The sequence below is a fragment of the Phaeobacter sp. PT47_59 genome (genome assembly GCF_028890025.1).
Lineage (GTDB): Bacteria > Pseudomonadota > Alphaproteobacteria > Rhodobacterales > Rhodobacteraceae > Phycobacter.
Genome location: NZ_JARCJL010000008.1, coordinates 19,138 through 40,883, shown reverse-complemented (window position 1 = coordinate 40,883; position 21,746 = coordinate 19,138). Strand labels below are relative to the sequence as shown.

The 21,746-nt window shown below is 63.9% G+C and carries 19 protein-coding genes; 11 read left to right on the top strand and 8 right to left on the bottom strand.

Annotated elements, in window-relative coordinates; translation table 11 throughout:
• Positions 1-13: 13 nt before the first annotated feature.
• The 3 genes from pdxR (at position 14) to PXK01_RS09340 (ending at position 4,309) form a co-directional block, all read left to right on the top strand.
• The gene (gene pdxR / locus PXK01_RS09350; protein ID WP_274847281.1) at positions 14-1,471 is read left to right on the top strand and encodes a MocR-like pyridoxine biosynthesis transcription factor PdxR; all 1,458 of its coding nucleotides are present in this window, start codon (positions 14-16) and stop codon (positions 1,469-1,471) included.
• A gap of 298 nt (positions 1,472-1,769) precedes the next feature.
• Positions 1,770-3,548, top strand: a complete 1,779-nt coding sequence (gene xsc / locus PXK01_RS09345) for a sulfoacetaldehyde acetyltransferase (protein ID WP_274859775.1) — start codon at positions 1,770-1,772, stop codon at positions 3,546-3,548.
• Positions 3,549-3,553: 5 nt separating this feature from the next.
• Positions 3,554-4,309 carry a TSUP family transporter gene (locus PXK01_RS09340; protein WP_274859774.1) on the top strand — a complete coding sequence of 252 codons (756 nt, stop codon included), beginning with the start codon at positions 3,554-3,556 and terminating at the stop codon, positions 4,307-4,309.
• 34 nt (positions 4,310-4,343) lie between these two features.
• On the opposite strand, the gene PXK01_RS09335 is transcribed toward PXK01_RS09340, so the two are convergent.
• Positions 4,344-5,195, bottom strand: a complete 852-nt coding sequence (locus PXK01_RS09335) for a phosphate acyltransferase (RefSeq protein WP_274859772.1) — start codon at positions 5,193-5,195, stop codon at positions 4,344-4,346.
• 33 nt (positions 5,196-5,228) lie between these two features.
• Between PXK01_RS09335 and PXK01_RS09330 the strand changes: the two genes are divergently transcribed.
• The 6 genes from PXK01_RS09330 (at position 5,229) to PXK01_RS09305 (ending at position 12,376) form a co-directional block, all read left to right on the top strand.
• Positions 5,229-6,362, top strand: a complete 1,134-nt coding sequence (locus PXK01_RS09330; protein WP_274859771.1) for a citrate synthase — start codon at positions 5,229-5,231, stop codon at positions 6,360-6,362.
• Positions 6,363-6,477: 115 nt separating this feature from the next.
• On the top strand, positions 6,478-7,524 hold the full coding sequence (locus PXK01_RS09325; protein WP_274859770.1) for a YeiH family protein: 1,047 nt from the start codon (positions 6,478-6,480) through the stop codon (positions 7,522-7,524).
• A 24-nt stretch (positions 7,525-7,548) separates the two neighbouring features.
• On the top strand, positions 7,549-10,383 hold the full coding sequence (locus PXK01_RS09320; protein ID WP_274859769.1) for a molybdopterin oxidoreductase family protein: 2,835 nt from the start codon (positions 7,549-7,551) through the stop codon (positions 10,381-10,383).
• Positions 10,380-11,162, top strand: coding sequence for a 4Fe-4S dicluster domain-containing protein (locus tag PXK01_RS09315; RefSeq protein ID WP_274859768.1), 783 nt, complete (start codon positions 10,380-10,382; stop codon positions 11,160-11,162). The genes PXK01_RS09320 and PXK01_RS09315 overlap by 4 nt, the downstream gene beginning before the upstream one ends.
• Positions 11,162-12,049 (top strand): dimethyl sulfoxide reductase anchor subunit family protein, encoded by an 888-nt coding sequence (locus PXK01_RS09310; RefSeq protein WP_274859767.1) that lies wholly within the window; start codon positions 11,162-11,164, stop codon positions 12,047-12,049. Before PXK01_RS09315 ends, PXK01_RS09310 begins: the two co-directional genes overlap by 1 nt.
• Positions 12,050-12,376, top strand: coding sequence for a hypothetical protein (locus PXK01_RS09305; RefSeq protein WP_274859766.1), 327 nt, complete (start codon positions 12,050-12,052; stop codon positions 12,374-12,376). It abuts the gene before it with no gap.
• An 87-nt stretch (positions 12,377-12,463) separates the two neighbouring features.
• On the opposite strand, the gene dapA is transcribed toward PXK01_RS09305, so the two are convergent.
• Positions 12,464-13,336, bottom strand: a complete 873-nt coding sequence (gene dapA, locus PXK01_RS09300; protein WP_274859765.1) for a 4-hydroxy-tetrahydrodipicolinate synthase — start codon at positions 13,334-13,336, stop codon at positions 12,464-12,466.
• A gap of 140 nt (positions 13,337-13,476) precedes the next feature.
• Here dapA and PXK01_RS09295 point away from each other — a divergent pair, with 140 nt between their 5' ends.
• Positions 13,477-15,435 (top strand): lytic transglycosylase domain-containing protein, encoded by a 1,959-nt coding sequence (locus PXK01_RS09295; RefSeq protein WP_274859763.1) that lies wholly within the window; start codon positions 13,477-13,479, stop codon positions 15,433-15,435.
• Here the strand turns inward: PXK01_RS09295 and PXK01_RS09290 are convergent.
• Together PXK01_RS09290 and mnmD are read right to left on the bottom strand one after the other, a co-directional pair.
• A complete protein-coding gene (locus PXK01_RS09290) occupies positions 15,409-16,296 on the bottom strand; it encodes a DMT family transporter (RefSeq protein ID WP_274859761.1) in 888 nt (295 codons plus the stop codon). The two genes, PXK01_RS09295 and PXK01_RS09290, sit on opposite strands and share 27 nt — an antisense overlap.
• A complete protein-coding gene (mnmD, locus tag PXK01_RS09285) occupies positions 16,293-16,991 on the bottom strand; it encodes a tRNA (5-methylaminomethyl-2-thiouridine)(34)-methyltransferase MnmD (RefSeq protein ID WP_274859760.1) in 699 nt (232 codons plus the stop codon). The genes PXK01_RS09290 and mnmD overlap by 4 nt, the downstream gene beginning before the upstream one ends.
• A 64-nt stretch (positions 16,992-17,055) precedes the next feature.
• On the opposite strand from mnmD, the gene PXK01_RS09280 reads away from it, so the two are divergent.
• A complete protein-coding gene (locus PXK01_RS09280; protein WP_446728438.1) occupies positions 17,056-18,114 on the top strand; it encodes an NAD(P)/FAD-dependent oxidoreductase in 1,059 nt (352 codons plus the stop codon).
• 226 nt (positions 18,115-18,340) lie between these two features.
• Here the strand turns inward: PXK01_RS09280 and PXK01_RS09275 are convergent, their stop codons facing one another.
• The 4 genes from PXK01_RS09275 to PXK01_RS09260 all read right to left on the bottom strand — a co-directional run bounded on the left by PXK01_RS09275 (position 18,341) and on the right by PXK01_RS09260 (position 21,573).
• Positions 18,341-19,162, bottom strand: coding sequence for an FAS1-like dehydratase domain-containing protein (locus PXK01_RS09275; protein WP_274859758.1), 822 nt, complete (start codon positions 19,160-19,162; stop codon positions 18,341-18,343).
• A 71-nt stretch (positions 19,163-19,233) separates the two neighbouring features.
• Positions 19,234-19,776, bottom strand: a complete 543-nt coding sequence (locus PXK01_RS09270; protein ID WP_274859757.1) for an NADPH-dependent FMN reductase — start codon at positions 19,774-19,776, stop codon at positions 19,234-19,236.
• Positions 19,777-19,904: 128 nt separating this feature from the next.
• Positions 19,905-20,564, bottom strand: a complete 660-nt coding sequence (locus PXK01_RS09265; protein WP_274859756.1) for an OmpA family protein — start codon at positions 20,562-20,564, stop codon at positions 19,905-19,907.
• A 133-nt stretch (positions 20,565-20,697) separates the two neighbouring features.
• A complete protein-coding gene (locus PXK01_RS09260) occupies positions 20,698-21,573 on the bottom strand; it encodes a bifunctional helix-turn-helix domain-containing protein/methylated-DNA--[protein]-cysteine S-methyltransferase (protein ID WP_274847298.1) in 876 nt (291 codons plus the stop codon).
• Positions 21,574-21,746: the final 173 nt, after the last annotated feature.

The following is a 21,746-nucleotide window of genomic DNA, read 5'->3' as shown; positions in this document are numbered from 1 at the left end:
CTACTGTCGCGGCATGGCCATTTCCGTCGATACCTTCTTCCTCAATCCAGATGCCCAAGGCACCCTGCAGGCGCAGATCCAGGAGATGATCGCCGAAGGTGTTCTGTCGGGGCGTTTCCGGATCGGAGAGAAACTGCCCTCGTCGCGCAAACTTGCCAGCCACCTGGGGATCAGCCGCATAACGGTGACGCTGGCCTATACGGAACTGCTGGCCAATGACTACCTGACCTCGCGCGGACGGTCCGGGTATTATGTCTCGGAAAGCGCTCCCATCCCCCCCAGCTACACGCCACCACAAAGCTCGAATGATGCGGTGGATTGGTCCAAGGCGATCGCGCAGAGCTTTACCGGCGGCGACACCCCGCACAAACCGCAGGATTGGCGCAGCTACCGCTACCCCTTCATCTACGGACAGGCCGATCCGGCCCTGTTTGATCATGCCAACTGGCGGCTCTGCGCCTTGCGCGCCCTGGGCCAGAAGGATTTCTCCGCGCTTACCAATGACTATTTCGATCAGGACGACCCCTTGCTGATCGAATATATCGCCCGCCACACCCTACCCCGCCGCGGTGTCATCGCCAGGCCGGAGCAGATCCTGATCACCCTCGGCGCCCAGAACGCGCTTTGGCTTACGATCCAGCTGCTGCTCAACCGGGGGCGCAAGGCCGCGATCGAGGATCCGACCTATTACACGCTGCGCGACCAGCTTGCCCATATGCGCTGCCAGATGGACTGCATCCCGGTGGACGGTGACGGCCTGCCGCCTGACGAGATCGCAGAGGACACCGACGTGATCTTCTGCACCCCCAGCCACCAAAGCCCCACCACGGCAACCATGCCCATGGCCCGGCGCAAGGCACTGTTGCAAAAGGCCCATGACATTGACGCCGTGATTGTCGAGGACGACTACGAATTCGAGATGTCCTTTCTCGGCGCCCCTTCGCCCGCGCTGAAATCCCTCGATACGGAGGGGCGGGTTGTCTATATCGGCAGCTTCTCCAAATCGCTGTTTCCCGGGCTGCGGCTGGGCTATCTGGTCGGCTCGGAGGCCTTCATTCGCCAGGCCCGCGCCCTGCGCGCCAGCGTCCTGCGCCACCCGCCCGGGCATATCCAGCGCACCGTCGCCTATTTTCTGTCACTGGGACATTACGACTCACAAATCCGCCGGATGGCGAAAGAGTTGCACAACCGGCGCCTGGTGATCGAGGAGGCCGTCGCCACCCACGGGCTGGAGATCTCGGGAGTCGGGGTCTATGGCGGCTCTTCCCTGTGGATGCGCGCACCCGACGGGGTCGATACCGTGACCGCTGCAAAGCACCTGAAGGAAAAGAGCGTCATCATAGAGCCGGGCGCCCCCTTCTTCTCGGCTGATCACCGTCGCAACAATTATTACCGCCTCGGCTATTCGTCCATTCCCGCAAACCGCATCGAACCCGGCCTGGCCTTGCTGGGCGAGGCCCTGCGGGCATAGCACCGCCCTTATTCGGCAGCCCTCCCGCGCCTTTGCCCCGCATTCAAGATGCGCGGCAAAGCCTTGGGCGTGGCGCCGCGCAGGGCGCGGCGCCACGCCCAACGGGAGCAATGCATCTTGGATGCAGAGGCGACGGGCGGGAGCGCACCGACACCGGTTTCACGCGTTTTCGGCACCCGGAAATTCTGGCCCTACTCGCATAATAAACTGGCCCTAACCCACCCTCGCGCGACAGCCTAAACCGGAGATAATGTCCGGCGTCTGTCGGCTCTGTCTGCGTTGCATCAGGAGCACCCACATGAAAATGACCACCGAGGAAGCCTTTGTTAAGACCCTGCAAATGCACGGGATTGAACATGCTTTCGGGATTATCGGATCCGCCATGATGCCGATTTCGGATCTCTTCCCCAAGGCAGGCATTACCTTCTGGGACTGTGCGCATGAAGGCAGCGCCGGCATGATGGCCGATGGCTACACCCGCGCCACCGGCAAGATGTCGATGATGATCGCCCAGAACGGCCCCGGCATCACCAACTTCGTCACCGCCGTAAAGACCGCCTATTGGAACCACACGCCGCTGCTGCTGGTCACCCCCCAGGCCGCGAACAAGACCATCGGCCAGGGCGGCTTCCAGGAAGTCGAACAGATGAAACTGTTCGAGGACATGGTCGCCTACCAGGAAGAGGTCCGCGATCCCTCCCGCGTGGCCGAAGTGCTGAACAGGGTGATCATGCAGGCCAAACGTGCCTCGGCCCCGGCACAGCTGAACATTCCGCGCGATATGTGGACGCAGGTGATCGACATCGAACTGCCCGCCATCGTCGAATTTGAACGCCCCGCCGGTGGCGAAAGCGCTCTGGCCCAGGCCGCGGACCTACTGTCCAACGCCAAGGCCCCGGTGATCCTGAATGGTGCCGGCGTGGTGCTGTCCAAGGGCGGTATCGCTGCCTCGGGCGCATTGGCCGAACGCCTGGATGCGCCGGTTTGCGTCGGCTACCAGCACAATGACGCCTTCCCCGGCTCGCACCCCTTGTTTGCAGGCCCGCTGGGCTACAACGGCTCCAAGGCGGCGATGGATCTGATCAAGGAGGCTGATGTCGTTCTGTGCCTTGGCACCCGGCTCAACCCCTTCTCGACCCTGCCGGGCTACGGGATGGAATACTGGCCGACCGAGGCCAAGATCATCCAGGTCGACATCAATCCCGACCGTATCGGCCTAACCAAACCCGTCACCGTGGGCATTGTCGGCGATGCGGCCAAGGTCGCAACCGCCATCCTGAACCAGCTGAGCGACAGCGCCGGAGATGAAGGTCGCGATGCGCGCAAGGCCAAGATCGCCGAGACCAAGTCCCGCTGGGCGCAGCAGCTCAGCTCGATGGACCACGAGGATGACGATCCCGGCACCACCTGGAACCATCGCGCCCGCGCCGACAAGCCGGACTGGATGAGCCCCCGCATGGCCTGGCGCGCGATCCAGTCGGCGCTGCCACGCGAGGCGATCATCTCCTCCGACATCGGCAACAACTGCGCCATCGGCAACGCCTACCCGTCCTTCGACGAAGGCCGCAAATACCTGGCGCCCGGCCTGTTCGGCCCCTGCGGCTATGGCCTGCCTGCCGTGGTCGGCGCCAAGATCGGCTGCCCGGACGTGCCGGTCGTCGGCTTCTCCGGTGACGGCGCCTTCGGCATCGCAGTGAACGAGCTGACCGCGATTGGCCGCGATGAATGGCCCGCCGTCACCCAGGTGGTCTTCCGCAACTACCAATGGGGTGCGGAAAAGCGCAACTCGACCCTGTGGTTCGATGACAATTTCGTCGGCACCGAACTGGATCAGCAGGTCTCTTACGCCGGGATCGCCAGCGCCTGCGGGTTGAAGGGCGTCGTCGCCCGCACCATGGACGAACTGACCGCCGCCCTGACCCAGGCGGTCGAGGATCAGAAGAACGGCATCACCACCCTGATCGAGGCAATGATCAACCAGGAGCTGGGCGAACCCTTCCGCCGCGACGCGATGAAAAAGCCGGTTGAAGTCGCGGGCATCTCCGCCGACGACATGCGCCCGCAGCAGGTCGGCTGAACGCAATGATGCTTCTCCTTGATCTGCCATTTGATCTGAATGCAGGTCAGGGGGGCTTTCTGGCCGCCGCATTATTCGTGGCGGCCTTCATTCGTGGCTATTCGGGATTTGGATTTTCCGCGATCTTCATCATCCTGGCCGCCCTTGTGACCAATCCGCTGCCGCTGATCCCGGTGGTTTTCGCCTGCGAGATCGCCATGACCGCCTTTCAGGCGCGCGGCATCCGCCCCCATGTGGACTGGCGCCGCACGCTGATGCTGCTGGGTGGGGCAGCCATTGCCACGGTGCCTGCCGTGACCGTCATGGCGCGCCTCGGAGAGGAACAGGCACGGCTCGTGATTTCCGCGCTGGTGCTGCTGCTGAGCCTGATCCTGCTCAGCGGCTGGCAGCTGCGCCGCCCGATTGGCGGGCTCGGCAATCTCGGCGTCGGCGTGATCTCCGGCATGGCCAATAGCGCGGGCGTCGGAGGCTTGCCGACCGCTGCCTTCCTGACCGCACAGCCCATCCCGCCCGCCGTGTTCCGCGCCACCATGATCGTGTTCCTGACCGGAATCGACATGATGGCCCTGCCAGTGATGGCGGCCAACGGGCTGACGGGTACCGATACGCTGATCGGCGTCGTCCTTGCCTTCCCCATCCTTGGCGCCGGGATCTGGGTCGGCAGCCGCCGTTTTGCAACTGCCGATCAGGCCAGCTTCCGCCGTGGAGTTGTCATCCTGCTGACCGCACTCGCCGCGCTCAATATCGCGCGGGTGCTGTGATGAAACCCCGAATGCGTGCCGGTCGGACCGATCCTCAGGCCTGCGCTGCGGTCAGCACCGTGGCGGCGACGATGTCCTCCACGCTGGCGCCGCGGCTGAGATCGCAGACCGGTCGCGCAAAGCCCTGCAGGAACGGACCCAGCGCCTGGGCTCCCGCCAGCTCCTGGCAGAGCTTGTATCCGATATTGCCCGCATCAAGGTTCGGGAACACCAGCACATTGGCCTCCAGCGGGTCGATCCCCTTCTTGGCAGCAATCGCAGCGTTGAGCGCCGCATCCGCCTGCACCGGCCCGGCAAAGCCTGCGCGCTCTGCCGCCTCGCGCACCCTCGTTACGCTGTCTCCATCCCCCGAGGTGCCAGTGGAAAAGGACAGCATCGCCACCCGCGCCGCGCCCAAGAGCGCCTTTGCCGAAGCGGCAGAGGCACGTGCGATATCGGCAAGCTGGTCCGCATCGGGCGCCACGTTCACCGCGCAGTCGGCAAAGACCAGCTCGCGCCCATCCGGGAAGAGCATCAGGAAAAAGGACGAGGGCACAGACACCCCTTCGGCCAAGCCGATCCCGATACTGGCGGCCTCGATCACCCGGCGGGTGGGCACATCGGCGCCCGCCACCATGGCATCTGCCTCTCCCACGGCAACCATCGCGGCGGCGCGGTACAAGGGCTTGGAAATCATACGTTTTGCGATTCCCTCTTTCAGACCGCGCGCGGCGACCAAGGCCTCCACATGGGCCTCGGACGGTACTGCCAGCGGCAAGGCTTCGCACAGGCCATCGCGGCGCAGCTGCGCAACCGCCGCTGCAACGCGGGCATCCTCCATTTCGGGAAAGACCACCCGCGCCTGCCGCGCCTTGGCGGCCTCAACCGCATTTTCCAATACCGACATATCATTCTCCCTTGCCATAGGAAGGAGCCAGCTATGAGCGAAAACGTCAAGATCAACCGGGGCCTCAAAGGCGTCTATTTCGAGCGCTCGGGCGTTTCCGACATCGATGGCGCCAAGGGCGAGCTGAGCTATCGCGGCTATTCGATCCACGATCTGGCCACCCATTCCACCTTTGAGGAGGTCTGCTATCTGCTGATCCACGGCGAGCTGCCGACTGCGCAAGAGCTGGCCGATTTCGATGCGCAACTGAAGGCGGCGCGGGTCCTGCCGCAGGAGGTCCACGCAATCATCCGCGCCTGCAAGGACGGCCATCCGATGGATGTTCTGCGCACCGCCGTTTCCGCCCTGGCCGCGCTGGACCCCGCCAGCCAGGCGCTGGGTGAAGAGGCCTTTGTCGCCAATGGCATCCGCCTTACCAGCCAGGTGCCGATGATCCTCGCCGCCCATGAGGCGATCCGCAACGGGCGCGATCCGGTTGCGCCGGATATGTCCCTGGGCCATGCCGCCAACTGGCTGTGGATGCTGAAGGGCGAAAAACCCAGCGCGGATGCGGCGCGTCTGGCGGATGTGGATTTCATCCTGCATGCCGAGCACGGCTCGAACGCCTCCAGTTTTGCGGCCCGCGTCACCATCGGCACCGAGGCCAATCTTCATGGCGCCATCGTCACGGCGCTGTCGACCCTGGCCGGTCCCGCCCATGGTGGTGCGGCCGAGGACGTGATGAAGATGGTCCACGAGATCGGCACCCCGGACAAGGCCGCCACCTATGTGAAGGCCAAGCGCGCGGCCAAGGAGGCCGTTACCGGATTTGGTCACCGGGTCTACCGCAAGGAGGATCCCCGCGCCCGCCACATGCGCGAGGGCGTGCGCAAGCTGGGCGAGGAAATGGGCGCCCCCGAGTGGTACGAGATCCTGCAGGCGGTGGTCGAGGCGATGTCTCCCTACGCGCGCCACGGGCTGAACGTGAACGTCGATTTCTATTCCGGCGTGATCTACCAGCTGCACGGCATCCCGATGGACCTTTATGTGCCGATCTTTGCCATCGGGCGCATGCCGGGTTGGGTGATCCAATGCATCGAACAGCAGCGCGGCAATATCCTGATCCGCCCGCTGACGCTTTACAACGGACCGGAACCGCGCAGCTACACGCCCCTTTCACAGCGATAAAGGCAGCCTCACGGATCGGGAAATCGTCCCAAATTCTCGCCTCCAGGGCGGAAATTGTCTCGCAGAGACGCAAAAACCACCCTAGCCTGACCACAGATTTGGATCTCGCAACAGAATGACCCAGACGCGCATGGATACCGTCGCACAGCCCTCAGGCAACCGGATTGCACTGCTGAGATCACGCGCTCAGGAGCTGTTTCCCGGCGTCGCCATCTCGGTGATCGTCGCGATGACGGCGCAGTTCCTCGCCGAGCATTACGCAACCCCGGCCATGCTCCTGGCGCTGTTGCTGGGCATCGCGGTCAGTTTTCTGGGCGAAGAGGGCAAGACCGTGCCGGGGGTCGCCTTTTCGGCGCGCGCCCTTCTGCGGTTGGGGGTGGCGCTGCTGGGAGTGCGGGTGTCCATGACCATCATGATGGGACTGGGGGTGGAGCTGATCCTGCTGACCATCGCCGGTGTCGTTGCCACCATCGGATTTGGCATGCTGGTGGCGCGGTTCTTTGGCCATCAGTGGCGCTTTGCCCTGCTGACCGCCGGGTCGGTGGCCATCTGCGGCGCCTCGGCGGCAATGGCGATCAGTGCCATCCTGCCCCGCGATGACCGCTCCGAGGAACGGCTGGTCTTCACCGTCATGGGGGTCACCGTGCTGTCGACCTTTGCCATGATCGCCTATCCGATCCTGGCGAATTATCTTGCGTTCAACCATCTTGCGGCGGGCGTCTTCATCGGCGGCACCATCCATGATGTGGCGCAGGTGGTTGGCGCCGGTTTCTCGATCTCGGAACAGACCGGCGACACCGCCACGCTGGTGAAACTGATCCGTGTCTCGATGCTGGCGCCGGTGGTTCTGGTCGCATCGCTGGTGATCCGCGCCCGCGTCTCGGAACAGAGCGAAGGACAGCAGCCACCGCTGCTTCCGGGCTTTGTCGTCGCCTTCATTATCCTGGCCGTGCTCAGCTCGTTTGAGCTGATCCCGGTGCAGCTATCGGCGCTTCTGAGCGATACATCGCGCTGGCTGTTGCTGATCGCAATCGCCGCCGTGGGCATGAAAAGCAATCTGAAACAGGTGCTGTCGGTTGGAGGAGCCGCCATCGCCTTGATCATCGTTGAGACCCTGTTCATCGCAGGGTTCGTTCTGACAGGTATCAAGCTACTGACCTGACGGAGCAAAGCACAGGGAGGCCAGATGACAGTCCAGCAACCCCGGGTGAACACCTCACCCGACGTCTCGGAAGAGGTGCGTCAGACCACCTGCTATATGTGTGCCTGCCGCTGCGGCATCAATGTGCACATGAAGACCGGCAGCGATGGCAGGAAACAGGTCGCCTATATCGAAGGCAACCGAGATCACCCTGTGAACAAGGGCGTTCTCTGCGCCAAGGGCAGCGCCGGGATCATGCAGCACAATGCGCCCTCGCGGCTGCGCGCGCCACTGCGCCGGGTCGGTCCGCGCGGGTCGGGGCAGTTTCAGGAAATCACCTGGCAGGAGGCGCTGGATCTGGCGACCTCCTGGCTGGAACCCTTGCGCAAAACTGCCCCCGAAAAGCTGGCTTTCTTCACCGGACGGGATCAATCGCAAAGCTTCACCAGTTTCTGGGCGCAGAACTTCGGCACGCCCAACTATGCGGCGCATGGGGGCTTTTGCTCGGTCAATATGGCAACGGCCGGGATCTACACCATGGGCGGCGCCTTCTGGGAATTCGGCCAACCCGACTGGGACCATACCAAGCTGTTCCTGCTCTTTGGCGTCGCGGAGGATCACGACAGCAACCCGATCAAGATGGGCATTGGACGGATCAAGGCGCGCGGCGCGCGGGTGATTGGCGTCAACCCGATCCGCACCGGCTATAATGCGGTGGCCGATGACTGGGTCGGCATCACGCCGGGCACCGACGGGCTATTCATCCTGTCGCTGGTGCATGTGCTGCTGAAAGCCGGGAAAATCGATCTCGACTACCTCAGCCGCTACACCAACGCCCCGGTTCTGGTGAACGCCAGCGAGGGGCCGGAACAGGGCCTGTTCCTGCGCGATGAGGCAGGCAAGGAGCTGGTGATCGACCGCAAGACCGGCAAGCCCGCGCCCTTTGACCAGCCCGGCGTGCGCCCCGATCTGCATGCCACCTACCGCCATGCGGGCGTCACGCACCGGCCTGTGTTCCACCTCATGGCGGAACGCTACCTGTCAGATGACTACGCGCCCGAAACGGTGGCCGATCACTGCGGCATTCCGGCAAGCCGCATTCGCGCCATCGCCGCCGAGATCGCCCGCGTCGCCTTTGACGAGGCCTTCGAGATCCAGCAGGAATGGACCGATTTTCGTGGCGAGACGCATCAGACCATGGTGGGGCGGCCCGTGTCATTCCATTCGATGCGCGGGGTGTCCGCCCATGCCAACGGCTTCCAGACCTGCCGGGCGCTGCATGTGCTGCAGATCCTTCTCGGCACGGTGGAGGTTCCGGGCGGCTTTCGCTTCAAACCGCCCTACCCCAAGCCCGCGACCGCGCATCCCAAACCCCACTGTGGCGTGAAACCCGACTGCGCGCTGGATGGCCCGCATCTGGGGTTCGTGCACGGCCCCGATGATCTGGCCCTCAAGGAAGACGGCAGCCCGGCGCGTATCGACAAGGCCTTTACCTGGGAAAACCCGATGAGCGCCCATGGGTTGATGCATATGGTGATCTCCAACGCCCATGCAGGGGACCCTTACAAGATCGACACGCTATTCATGTATATGGCGAATATGTCGTGGAACTCCTCGATGAACACCCGCGGCGTGATCGAGATGCTGACCGATACCGATGCGGACGGCGAATATGTCATCCCGCGCATCATCTATTCGGACGCCTATAGTTCCGAAATGGTCGCCTATGCCGACCTGATCCTGCCAGACACCACCTATCTGGAGCGGCACGACTGCATTTCCCTGCTCGACCGCCCGATCTGCGAAGCCGACGCCGCCGCCGATGCGATCCGCTGGCCGGTGGTTGAGCCGGACCGGGACGTGCGCGGCTTCCAGACCGCTCTGGTGCAACTGGCAAACCGGCTGAAACTGCCTGGCTTCACCGCCGAGGACGGCAGCGCCAAGTATCAGGATTACGCCGATTATATCGTCAATCACGAACGCAAGCCCGGCATCGGCCCGCTTTCGGGATGGCGCGGCGATGGCAGCCAGTCCGGGCGCGGGGCAGCAAACCCCGCGCAACTGGACCGCTACATTGAAAACGGCGGTTTCCACGTCAACCACATCCCCGATGCGGCGCTCTACTACAAACCCTGGAACAGGGCCTATCAGGACTGGGCGGTGGGCATGGGCCTATATGACAAGCCCGAACCCTACCTATTCCAGCTTTATGTCGAGCCGCTCCGCCGCTTTCAACTGGCAGCCGAAGGATACGGGGAGCGCCAGCCGCCCGACCATCTGCGCGCGCGGATCAGGGCCACCATGGATCCGCTGCCGATCTGGTATGAGAGTGACCAGCAGGGCAACGCGGGTTTCACCGTCAACGCGCTGACCCAGCGCCCCATGGCGATGTATCACTCCTGGGGCAGTCAGAACGCCTGGCTGCGGCAGTTGCACGGGCGCAATCCCTTGTATGTGCCGACAAAACTGATGCGCGAAAACGGCTTGTCTGATGGCGACTGGGCGCGGGTCTCTTCTCCGCACGGGGAGATCACCGTGCCTGTGATGGAAATGGCCGCGCTCAATGAAAACACGGTCTGGACCTGGAATGCCATCGGCAAGCGCAAGGGCGCCTGGGCCCTGGAGGACACAGCGCCCGAGGCCACCAAGGGCTTCCTGCTCAACCACCTGATCCACGAGCTGCTGCCCCCCAAGGGCGACGGGCTACGATGGGCGAACTCGGATCCGATCACTGGCCAGGCCGCCTGGTTCGACCTCAAGGTGAAGATCGAAAAGGCCGCCGCGCCGGATGGTATGAGCGAAAGCCAGCCTGCCTTCGCGCCGATCACCTCGCCGATGGGAACGGGGCCAAAGGATCTGAAATGGAAGGTGGGCAAATGACCGAACTGCCTGCACAGACAGACCGCAAGATGGGTCTGGTCATCGATCTGGATACCTGCGTCGGCTGCCATGCCTGCGTGATTTCCTGCAAGGGTTGGAACACCGAAAACTACGGTGCGCCCCTGTCGGATCAGGATCCCTATGGCGCCGATCCATCTGGCACCTTCCTGAACCGGGTGCATTCCTATGAGGTGCAACCACCGTCCACAGGCGCCCAGCCCGCCCCCGCTGCCCAGCTGGTGCATTTCCCCAAATCCTGCCTGCACTGCGAGGATGCCCCCTGCGTCACCGTCTGCCCCACCGGCGCCAGCTACAAGCGAGTGGAGGATGGCATCGTTCTGGTCAATGAAAGCGACTGTATCGGCTGCGGGCTTTGTGCCTGGTCCTGCCCTTATGGCGCGCGCGAGCTGGACCTGGCCGAAGGCGTGATGAAGAAATGCACCCTCTGCGTCGACCGGATCTATAACGAGAACCTGCCCGAAGTGGACCGCATCCCCGCCTGTGTGCGCACCTGTCCCGCAGGGGCGCGCCATTTCGGTGATCTCGGAGATCCGGACAGTGATGTCTCGCAACTGGTCGCAGCGCGCGGCGGCATGGACCTGATGCCCGAGATGGGCACGAAACCCGTCAACAAATACCTGCCACCCCGCCCCAAGGACCGGATCGAGGATCAGATCGACGTGCTGGCTCCGCTTCTGGCGCCCGTCGCGGAAGAACCTACCGGCTTCCTTGGCTGGCTGGACAAGGCGCTTGATAAACTGCCCGGAGGAAATTCCTGATGCATCCGGCCCCTTCCGTCATCCTCTTCACCACCCTGTCGGGGCTTGGTTTTGGCCTGCTCGCCTTCCTCGGGCTTGGCATGCCTTCGGTCACCGGCTGGGTCGCCTTCGTCTTTTACGCCATCGCCTATGCGCTGGCGGTTGGCGGGCTGCTGGCCTCGACTTTTCACCTGGGTCACCCCGAACGCGCCTGGAAGGCCTTCAGCCAGTGGCGTACAAGTTGGCTCAGCCGTGAAGGCTGCGCTGCCGTCGCCGCGCTGGTTATCATGGCAATCTACGCTGCCGGTGCCGTTTTCCTGGAGACCGACTGGCGTTTCTTAGGTGTCCTTGGCACGGTACTGAGCATCGGCACGGTCTTCACCACCGCGATGATCTACACCCAGCTGAAAACGATCCCACGCTGGCATAGCCCGCTGACACCCATGGTGTTTCTCAGTTTCGCAGTCGCGGGCGGAGCCCTGTTGGCCGGACGCGAAAGCCTTGCGCCCTGGCTCTTGGCCTTGGCCGGGGCGATTCAGCTCATCTATTGGGCCAAGACGGGTAAGGCGCTGGCGCAGTCGGGTACCGATATCGGCACTGCCACGGGACTGGGGGATCGCGGCACCCTGCGCGCCTTCGAGCCGCCGCACACGGGCAGCAACTACCTGCTGCGCGAATTCACCTATGTGCTGGGCCGCAAACACGCGCTGAAACTGCGGGTGATCGGCTTTGCCCTCGCCTTTGCCCTGCCGATTGCGCTGATGATCATTCCCTTTTCGGGCCTGATGCTGAAGCATCTGATGGCGGGCCTTGCGGTTCTGCTGCATATCGCCGGGGTCGCCTGCCTGCGCTGGCTGTTCTTTGCCGAGGCCGAACATGTGGTCGGTCTCTACTACGGCAAACGCTGAATGCTAGACCGCGAAGACATATACCTGTGGGCGCACGCCTGTCTGAACGGTGAAGTCACCCCAGAAATGCGAATGGTGGCCTTAAGGATCGACGCCCCCAAGAAAATTACCTTTTGCTACTACCTTGATAAGGAGCCGACAGAGTTTGTGCGTGAACGGGCAGAAATTGTTGCCGTGAACTTTGACGCCGGACTGACGGAAAACCTCGATCAACTAGACATCGAGTTCGTCTACACGGCCGAGCCACTCGGAAAACTGGACGTGTTGGATAGACAGCTGTTTCGCAGGTGGGAAAACTCCGACGGCACTACTGAGCCGAATGAGTAGGTGTTGTATTCAGGCAAAACACCTTGCGGATAGAAAAAGGCGGCCCCGAGAGGAGCCGCCTTTTTAAATCGGAAAAACCGGTCAGCCTTAGATCAGGCCCGCGTGTTTCATCGCCGCGTCGATCGCTGCCTTGGTGCTGTCTTCCAGCGTGGTCAGCGGGCAGCGGACCTCTTCGCTGCACAGGCCCAGTTTCGACAGGCCGTATTTCGCGCCCACCAGACCCGGCTCGATGAAGATCGCCTCGTGCAGGGGCATCAGGCGGTCCTGATAGTCCAGCGCGGTCTTGTAATCGCCCGCCAGGGTCGCCGCCTGGAATTCGGCGCAAAGCTTCGGTGCCACGTTGGCGGTGACCGAGATGCAGCCGACGCCGCCATGGGCGTTGAAGCCCAGCGCGGTGGCGTCCTCACCCGACAGCTGGATGAAATCCGCACCGCAGGAGGCGCGCTGCTGGCTGACGCGCTCCAGCTTGCCGGTGGCGTCCTTGACGCCCACGATGCGCGGCAGCTTGGCCAGTTCACCCATGGTCGCCGGGGTCATATCAACGACCGAACGGCCCGGGATGTTGTAGATCACGATCGGGATATCGGCGCAGTCGTGCAGCGCGGTGAAATGCGCCGCCATGCCGCGCTGGGTCGGCTTGTTGTAATAGGGCGTCACCACCAGGGCCGCATCGGCGCCGATGCGTGCGGCGAATTCGACAAAGCGAATCGCCTCGACCGTGTTGTTGGAGCCGGCACCGGCAATGACCGGCACCCGGCCCGCGGCGGCCTTCACCACCTCGGCGATCACGGTTTCGTGCTCTTCATGGCTCAGCGTCGGGCTTTCGCCAGTGGTGCCCACGGGGACCAGACCGGTCGAGCCTTGCTCGATCTGCCATTCTACCAGGTGTTTGAGCGTATCCAGATCCAACTCGCCGTTGCGAAACGGAGTGACGAGGGCTGGCATAGAGCCTTTGAACATGGGCACGCTCCCTTAGTTGCGAGTGATCGGCAGGCAAAGCCCCGCCGGAATGGTGGACATGACCGGGATTTGAGTTGATACCGGCCCGTCACGGCTTATCGTCAAAGCCTCTATCCCCTGTTCACAAGAAAATGCAAGAGATGACACGCATTCTGACCTTCATTCTACTGCTCCTCCCGCTTCTTGGCGCCGATCCGGCCCGCGCGGACCGCCTGTCAGAGGCGCTGGACCTGGTGCGGGACAAGGACTGGAACGCGGCAGGGGAACGGGCCGGACCGGAAACCACGGTTGCCCGCGATATCGTCGAATGGCATCGCTTGCGCGCGGGCGAAGGGACATCGCGGGATGTGATGTCCTTCCTGGCGCGGCGCCCGGACTGGCCCGGCCTGCCCTATCTGCGGCAGCAGCAGGAGGAAAACCTGGCCAAGGCACCGCATCCCGTCACGATTTCCTTCTATTCGAACCACAGCCCCAAGACCGCCGAAGGCGCGCTGAGCCTGGGCCACGCATTGATCCGGGCCGGGCGGCGCAGCGAGGCTGAGGCCGAGATCATCCGCGCCTGGCAAACCATGCCGATGACCGAAGAGCTGCAGTCTGCCTTTCTTGCGGATTTTGGCTCCCGGCTCAGACCGCATCACGTGGCCCGCCTGGATCGGCTGTTGTGGGATCACCACTTGGTCAGCGCCCGGCGCATGCTCGACCTGGTGCCGGATGGCCCCCGCAAACTGGCCGAGGCGCGCATCGCCCTGCAGGAACGCACCGCGGGCGTTGATGCCAAGATCGCCGCAGTGCCCGGCGATCTGAAAGATGATGCGGGCCTTGCCTATGACCGTTTCGACTGGCGCGATCAGAAGGGGCGACGCGAGGGCGCCATCGAGATGCTGATGGAGCGCAGCACCAGCGCCGACAGGCTTGGCCGCCCCGAAGACTGGCTGCGCCGCCGCCGCGATCTTGCCCGTCAGGACATGCGTGATGGCAATAACGAACGGGCCTACCAACTGGCCGCGCATCATTTCTCGACCCCGGACGCGGGCTATGGCTATTCCGATTGCGAATGGCTGGCCGGCTATATCGCCCTGCGCAAGCTCAATGATCCAGCGCTCGCTGCGCAGCATTTCGAACGCTTCCTTTCCTCCGTCGAGACGCCCATTTCCATCGGGCGCGGCGGCTACTGGCTGGGCCGCGCCTATGCAGCGCTTGGCCAGGTGGAACAGGCCCATGCCGCCTATGCCAAGGGTGCCGCCTATCAGACCTCCTTCTACGGGATCCTCGCCGCCGAGGCGCTGGGACGTCCATTCGATCCAGAGCTGGCAACCCCGCCTGCCCTGCCGGACTGGCGCAGCGCGCGTTTTCTGAACTCTTCGGTGACCGAGGCCGGGCTGCAGCTCTTGCGTGCCGGGGAGCTGTCCCTTGGGGAGCGTTTCCTGACCCATCTGACTGAGAGCCTGCCCCCCCAAGAGGCCTTGCAGCTGGGCCAGATGGCCGTCGAGATGGGTCAACCCCACCTCGCCGTGATGATCGGCAAACGGGCCGCGCAAGACGGGATCGAGCTGAAAGGCGCATACTACCCGCTGCATCCGGTCGCCGAGCAGAAACTGCCCATGGCACCTGAGATGACCCTTGCCATCGCCCGGCGCGAAAGCGAATTCGACGCGGGCGTGATCAGCCATGCGGGCGCGCGCGGGCTGATGCAGGTGATGCCCGCTACCGCAAAACTGGTGGCCGGGGAGCTGGGCATTCTGGACGATCACAAGACCGCCCGCCTGACCGCCGAATGGGATTACAACGCCACCCTTGGCGCGCAGTATCTCGCGCGCCTGGCCGAGGAATTCGGCGGCAACGTGGTGATGATGGCGGCCGGCTACAATGCCGGCCCAAGGCGCCCCCTCGCCTGGATGGAGCGCTACGGCGATCCCCGCGACGGCACCCCCGACATCATCGACTGGATCGAGCACATCCCCTTCAACGAGACCCGCAACTACGTGATGCGCGTGACCGAAAGCCTGCCGGTCTACCGCGCGCGGCTGGGCAAGGCGCCCCTGCCGATCCCGTTCTCGCGCGAGCTGAAAGGCTCAACCCTTGCGGCGTTCACGCCATAGGGTGAAGAGCCCCGCCGCCACAACGATACCGGCGCCGAGCGCCACGTTGAAGCGGATCGTCTCGGCAAAGACCACAAGCCCCAACATCGCCGCCCAGGGCAGCTGCAGATAGGCAAAGGGCTGCACCGCGCTGGCCTCGGCAGCCTCGTAGCAGCGGATCAGCAGGTAGTGCCCGAGTGCCCCGGTCAGGCACAACAGCCCCATCCAGCCCCAGTCCGGTGCGCTCATCGCCTCCCAGTTCCAGAGGCCGATCGGCGTCATGAAGACAACGCCGACAACGCCGACGTAAAAGAAACTGGTCGCCGAGTTGTCCTTACGCGCCGCATAGCGCGTCAGCAACCCGTATAGGGCAAACATCAAGGCCGCCAGAAGCGGCACAAGGGCGGCGGGTTGGAAGACGCCAACGCCGGGTTCCAGGATAATCAGCACCCCCAGGAAACCGACCAGAATCGCGCTCCAGCGCCAGATCCCGACCTTCTCGCCCAGGATCGGCCCCGACAGCGCCGCGATCAACAAGGGATAGGAGACAAAGACCGCATGGCTTTCCACCAACCCCAGAAGGGTAAAGGCCAGCACCATGACGCAGATCTCGGCCGCGCAGATGAAACCGCGAAAGATCTGCAGCCAGATCTGCCGGGTGCGGGCGACCTTTTTCAGCCCGCCCGGCTGCCGCAACGCGATGGTCACCACGAAGAGCGACAGGAACCAGTAGCGGATCATCACCACCATATAGACGTTGTATTCCCCCGCCAGATGGCGCGAGATCCCGTCCTGCAGAGCAAAGACGATGGTGGCGCCGATCATCAGCAGCACGCCAAGGCGCGTGTTGTTGCCTGCCTCGTGAGTCTCTGCGGTGCTCATGCCTGTTCTGCCTTTGTCATATGCCTCTTGCGCCCATAGCCCGGGATACGGGTAACGGTGAAACCCGCGGCTTCCAGCCCCCGACGCACGAAACCGGCTGCGGTATAGGTCGCCGCTGTTCCGCCCGGTGCCGTATGCCGGGCCACTTCCGCCATCAGATCCTCGCCCCACAACTCGGGGTTCTTGGCCGGGGAAAACCCGTCCAGAAACCAGGCATCGGCCTGCCCTGTCCACTCCGGCAGCGACAGGCGCGCGTCGCCCCTGACCATCTGAAACTGCAGGGTGTCAAAGGTGCAGCTGCCCTCCCCGCTCCATTTTGCCAGAAATCGCTCGGCCCAGGGGGCAACGGCGGGAAACGCCGTTAGCGCCTTTGCCATATCGGCAGGCACCATCGGGAAGGCCTCGAAGCTGGTGAACCGTAGCGCGCCGCTCTGACTGCTTTCCTCCCACAGTTTCCAGGCGGCAAGCAGGTTCAGCCCCGTGCCAAAACCCAGCTCCGCAATGTGAAATCCGGGAGCAAAGCGCGTCGGCAGATCGTTCCCGGCCAGAAACACATGCTCTGTCTCCGCCAGCCCGTCCTGGATCGAGAAATAGGGATCGTCGAACTGGTCTGACACCGGAACGCTGCCGTCGCGCCAGCTGAGGCTGGCCTGCTGATCACGGGCTTGCCGATCACGGGCCTGCTGGTCTGCCATGCTGTTTTCCCCTAAGTGATGTGGCGAAGTGGCGCGACACTGGCGAAAGGGCGGGCGAATGGCAATGGCAGATATCACGGCAGATATCACTGTGCGCGGGGCAGGCATTTTCGGCCTCTCCATCGCCTGGGCCTGCGCGCGGCGCGGCGCAAAGGTGCAGGTGATCGACCCTTTCGGCCCAGGTGCCGGCTCCAGCGGCGGCCTTGTCGGCGCGCTGGCGCCACATGTGCCGGAGAACTGGAACCCCAAGAAGCAGTTCCAATTCGAAAGCCTGTTGAGGGCCGAAGGCTTCTGGGCCGAGGTCGAACAGGCAGGCGGCGCCTCACCCGGATATGGGCGCACAGGACGGCTGCAACCGATCAATGACGCCCGCACGCTGGAGCTGGCCCGCCAGCGCGAAGCCACCGCAGCAGAGCTCTGGCGGACAGAAGCAGGACAACAAGCCGAATGGAAGGTCCGCCCGGCCGAGGCATTCGGAGACTGGGCACCGCCCAGCGCCACCGGCCTCGTGATCCACGATACGCTCAGCGCCCGCATGCACCCGCGCCGCGCCTGCGCTGCCCTCGTGGCGGCCCTGAAGGCGCAAGGTGTTCCCATCCTTTCAGACGGGGACGATCAAGGACAGGTTGTCCACGCCAGCGGATACGCGGGGCTACAAGACCTGAACCGACTGCTCGGCAAACCCATCGGTAGCGGCGTCAAGGGACAGGCCGCCCTGCTGCGTCACGACGCCGGAGAAGTGCCCCAGCTCTATGCCGACAGCCTGCACATCATCCCGCATGCGGACGGTACCGTCGCCATCGGCTCCACCAGCGAGCGGGAGTTTGATGACGCGGGAAGCACAGACGAACAGCTGGACGATATCCTCACCCGCGCCCGCGCTGCTCTCCCTCTACTGCAGCAGGCCCAGGTGATCGAGCGCTGGGCCGGGGTCCGCCCCCGCGCCAAGTCCCGCGCGCCCATGCTGGGCGCCTGGCCGGATCGCCCCGGTCACTTCATCGCCAACGGCGGCTTCAAGATCGGCTTTGGCATGGCCCCCAAGGTGGCCGAGGTCATGACCGACCTGCTTCTGGAGCAGACCGACAGCATTCCCCATGGGTTCCGCATCGAAGACAACCTCTGAGGCGCGCGTTTCTGCTGTGCTCCGGGTCAAGGGAGGCGCAGCCTGCGCGCATCGCGCGCCTTGCCCTTGACGCGAAGCGCAGCCCCCACAATCGGGATCGCGCTTTTGAGGGCAGACCTGCCCCTCAAAACGCTTCTCAGCCCCCTTTTGCGCCGCGCAGCGGCGCCGGGCCCAACTGGCCGCGTCATATTCGCAGAATATGGCCCGGCAGGCGGGAGCCCTTCCGTCAGGCCCCTTCAGCCGTGGCACTCATGCATTGCCGCCCATCGGGGCCGCGCACCCATAGATCATTGCCCGCGCGGCAGAAGGTGGCTGTTTCAAAATGCATCAAGGGGGAAGAGGCCCGGAAGGAAAACCGCTTCAAGGGGCCGATCACCTCTTCCGCCAAAAGCATCAGCTTCTGCGCCAGCAGGGGGCCATGCACCACCAGCCCCTCATAGCCCTCCACATCACGCGCATAATCCAGATCATAGTGAATCCGGTGTCCGTTGAAGGTCAGCGCCGAATAGCGGAACAGCAGGGTCGAGGAAAACGCCGCCTCACGGGCCTCCGTCTCATCCACACGCGCCTTCGGCGCAACCGGCTGTTGCGCCGCCAGATCAGGATCCTCCCGATAGACCAGATCCTGCCATTCCGTCAGACAATGGCGCCCCTCCTGCCAGACCTCGTGCCGCAGGGTGACAAAGGCAAGAGGCCCGCTGCGCCCCTCTTTGTGTTCCGCGCGCTCCAACACCGAGTGTTTCTCGGCCCGGATCCCGGCGCACAAAGGCGCATCGAACTGCAAACGACCACCCGCCCACATGCGGCGCGGCAAGCCCAGGTCGGGGATCAACCCGCCAGCCGCACCCACGCGCGGATGGCCATCCCGCCCCAGACATTCAGGCGGCTGGGGCGCCCAGAAGTAGAGCTGATGGAAAAACGGCGGCAAGGGGCTGCCTGCGCTGATCGTCGCCTGCCGCCCCAGCGCCACCTCAAAGGCAGCGGCGCGGGCGGGATCCATTACGTCGCTCTGACGCTCTTCGGTCGGGGTATCTGGCTGCTCTGTCATGGCGCGACTTTACTCCGCCCCGCCAAAAGGACAAGCGGCGGGAGACCTCCGCCCCGCCCGGCACCATCGGATCAACGGCCGATTTCTGCGCGCAGCTTTTGCATCAGCGTCTCAAGGGTGTTGCGATAGAGATCGCTTTTCAACTGCCCCTGGTCGTCAAACTCATTGGACGAATTCGCCAGGTGCAGCTCAGGCCCCGAAATGAGGCGCGGCTGGAACGGCACCATGAAGCCGCGCAGCACCATCTGCGCCCGCTCGCCGCCTGCGCGCCCCGCCGCTGCCGACATCACCGCCACGGGTTTATCTGCCCAGGGGGCGCCATCGGTCCGGCTCACCCAGTCCAGCGCGTTCTTCAAGGCCCCCGACGGTCCCTTGTTGTATTCCGGCGTGGAAATCGCCACCGCATCGGCTGCGGCAATCTGATCCGCCAGCGCCTGCACCGCAGCAGGCACGCCGATCCGATCCTCGTCATCGCCATTGTAAAGCGGCAGGTTCAGATCACCTTCGACATGGGTGCAGGGGCCAAAAAGGCGCGCGGCCTCCTTCAGCAGCAGGCGATTGCTCGCCCCCGCACGCAGAGATCCCGACAGGGTGAGAAGCACCGGATTGCTCATATCAATGTCCTTTGAGTTCAAAGCCGCAATGGCGCAGACCCTAGACCGGCCCCACCCATAGGCAAATATCTGTGAGAGCAGTGGCTATGTGCAACAGCACACAACAGCGCGGTCGAAAGGCAGGCGACCTACTGCGGGATGATCACGATCTCCACCCGCCGGTTCTGCGCCTTGCCCTCTTCGGTGAGGTTGCTGGCAACCGGCTCCGCCTCTCCGCGACCGATGGTGCGGATCCGATTGTAGGGCACGCCGCCCGCCTGGATCTGATCGGCCACCACAGATGCGCGACGCTCGGACAGGCCCTGATTGTAGGCCGCATCGCCATCGCTGTCGGTATGGCCGATCACCTGCACCGTGCTATTGGGATAGCGCACCAGACTGTCCGCAACCTTCAGCAGGTCCGCGCGGATCGACGGCGTAAGATCCGAGCTGTCGGTGGCAAAGGTCAGATCATCCGGCAACAGCAGGATCAGCCGGTCTCCGGTATTGACGATGGCAATGCGATCATTGGCGATCGACTGTCGCAGCTCGGCTTCCTGCTTGTCCAATTGGCTGCCGATCAGCCCACCGGCAAGCGCGCCAACCGCCGCCCCGCCGATCACCGCCGCCGTCTTGTTGCTGGAGTTCGACAGGGCCCCGATACCGGCCCCCAGGATGCCCCCGGCAATCAGCCCTTGGCGTTCCTTGCTGGGGGTGCCATCGCGGTTCAGCATCGCCGGGTCGGTACAGGCGCCAAGCCCCATCACCAGGCTCACCGCTACAGCGGTCGAGAATTTCACAAGTGTCATGTCGTTCAGCCTTTTGCCTGCTCCGCGTGGCGTGCAGCCTGGCCCGAGCCAGCTGCAGTCATGCCTGTTTTGCGGGCAGTATTGCGGCTGTCCCATCCCCGTTCAAGACCCGTTCACGAAAAGACCGAGGCCCTTAGGCGGATTGCCGCCCCTCCACGCTGGCCGCGATCTTGCTGTCGTCCTGTGCCGACTCGAAGGCCAGCATGGCCCGTTTGACCCCCGTGCCCCAATGATATCCGCCCAGGGCGCCGGATTTGCGCAGGGCGCGGTGACAGGGAATGAGCCAGCTGACCGGGTTCTTGCCCACCGCCGTCCCCACCGCCCGCACCGCACGGGGGGAGCCTATGGCGCGCGCCAGCTCGGAATAGGTGGTGACATGGCCCGAGGGGATGCGCAGCAGCGCCTCCCAGACCTTGATCTGAAGCGGCGCCCCGATCATATGCAGCGCCGCCTCCCCGCGTTGGGAAAAGATGGCCTCTGCCAGCGGACGCAGCCCCATGGGATCCTCGACGAACGTCGCACTGGGCCAGCGGGCGCGCATGTCGGCCATGGTTGGTTCAGCCCCGACCTCTGCCGCGAAGGCCAGCCCGCAGATGCCTTTTTCGGTGCCCATGACCAGAGCCAGGCCAAAGGGGCTGTCAAACCAGCCCCAGCGGATCTGCAGCCCCGCGCCTTTGCGGGCATATTCGCCGGGGCTCATCGCCTCCCAGCGCAGGAAGAGATCATGCAGGCGTCCCGATCCCGACAGCCCCACCGCATGGGCGGTCTCTAGCGTGGAAAACCGCTCCTGCAGCAGCGTCTTTGCGTGACCCAGCCGCAGATATTGCTGATAGCGCTTGGGAGAGACGCCCACCCAGGCCGAAAACACCCGCTGAAAATGGGCCGGGCTCATCTGCATACGCGCGGCCAGCATCTCAAGGCTCAGATCTTCCCCGCCCGCGTCGATCACCTCGATCGCACGCCGGATGACGCCGTAGTGATAGCTGTCTTCTTGCGCCTGACCGGTCATTGCCTGCTCTCCTGCGTTTTGCACTCCGGAGAGAGTAACCAAGAGCTGCGCGCCAAACGACCCGGATTTTGCGCTTTGCTGCCGATGCCCCTGTTTCAGAGGCAACAGGTCGCAAGCCCTGCGAAACCAAGGAGACGTTTTTCGTTTGCGTGGCCGGACACGGATCGGCAAAA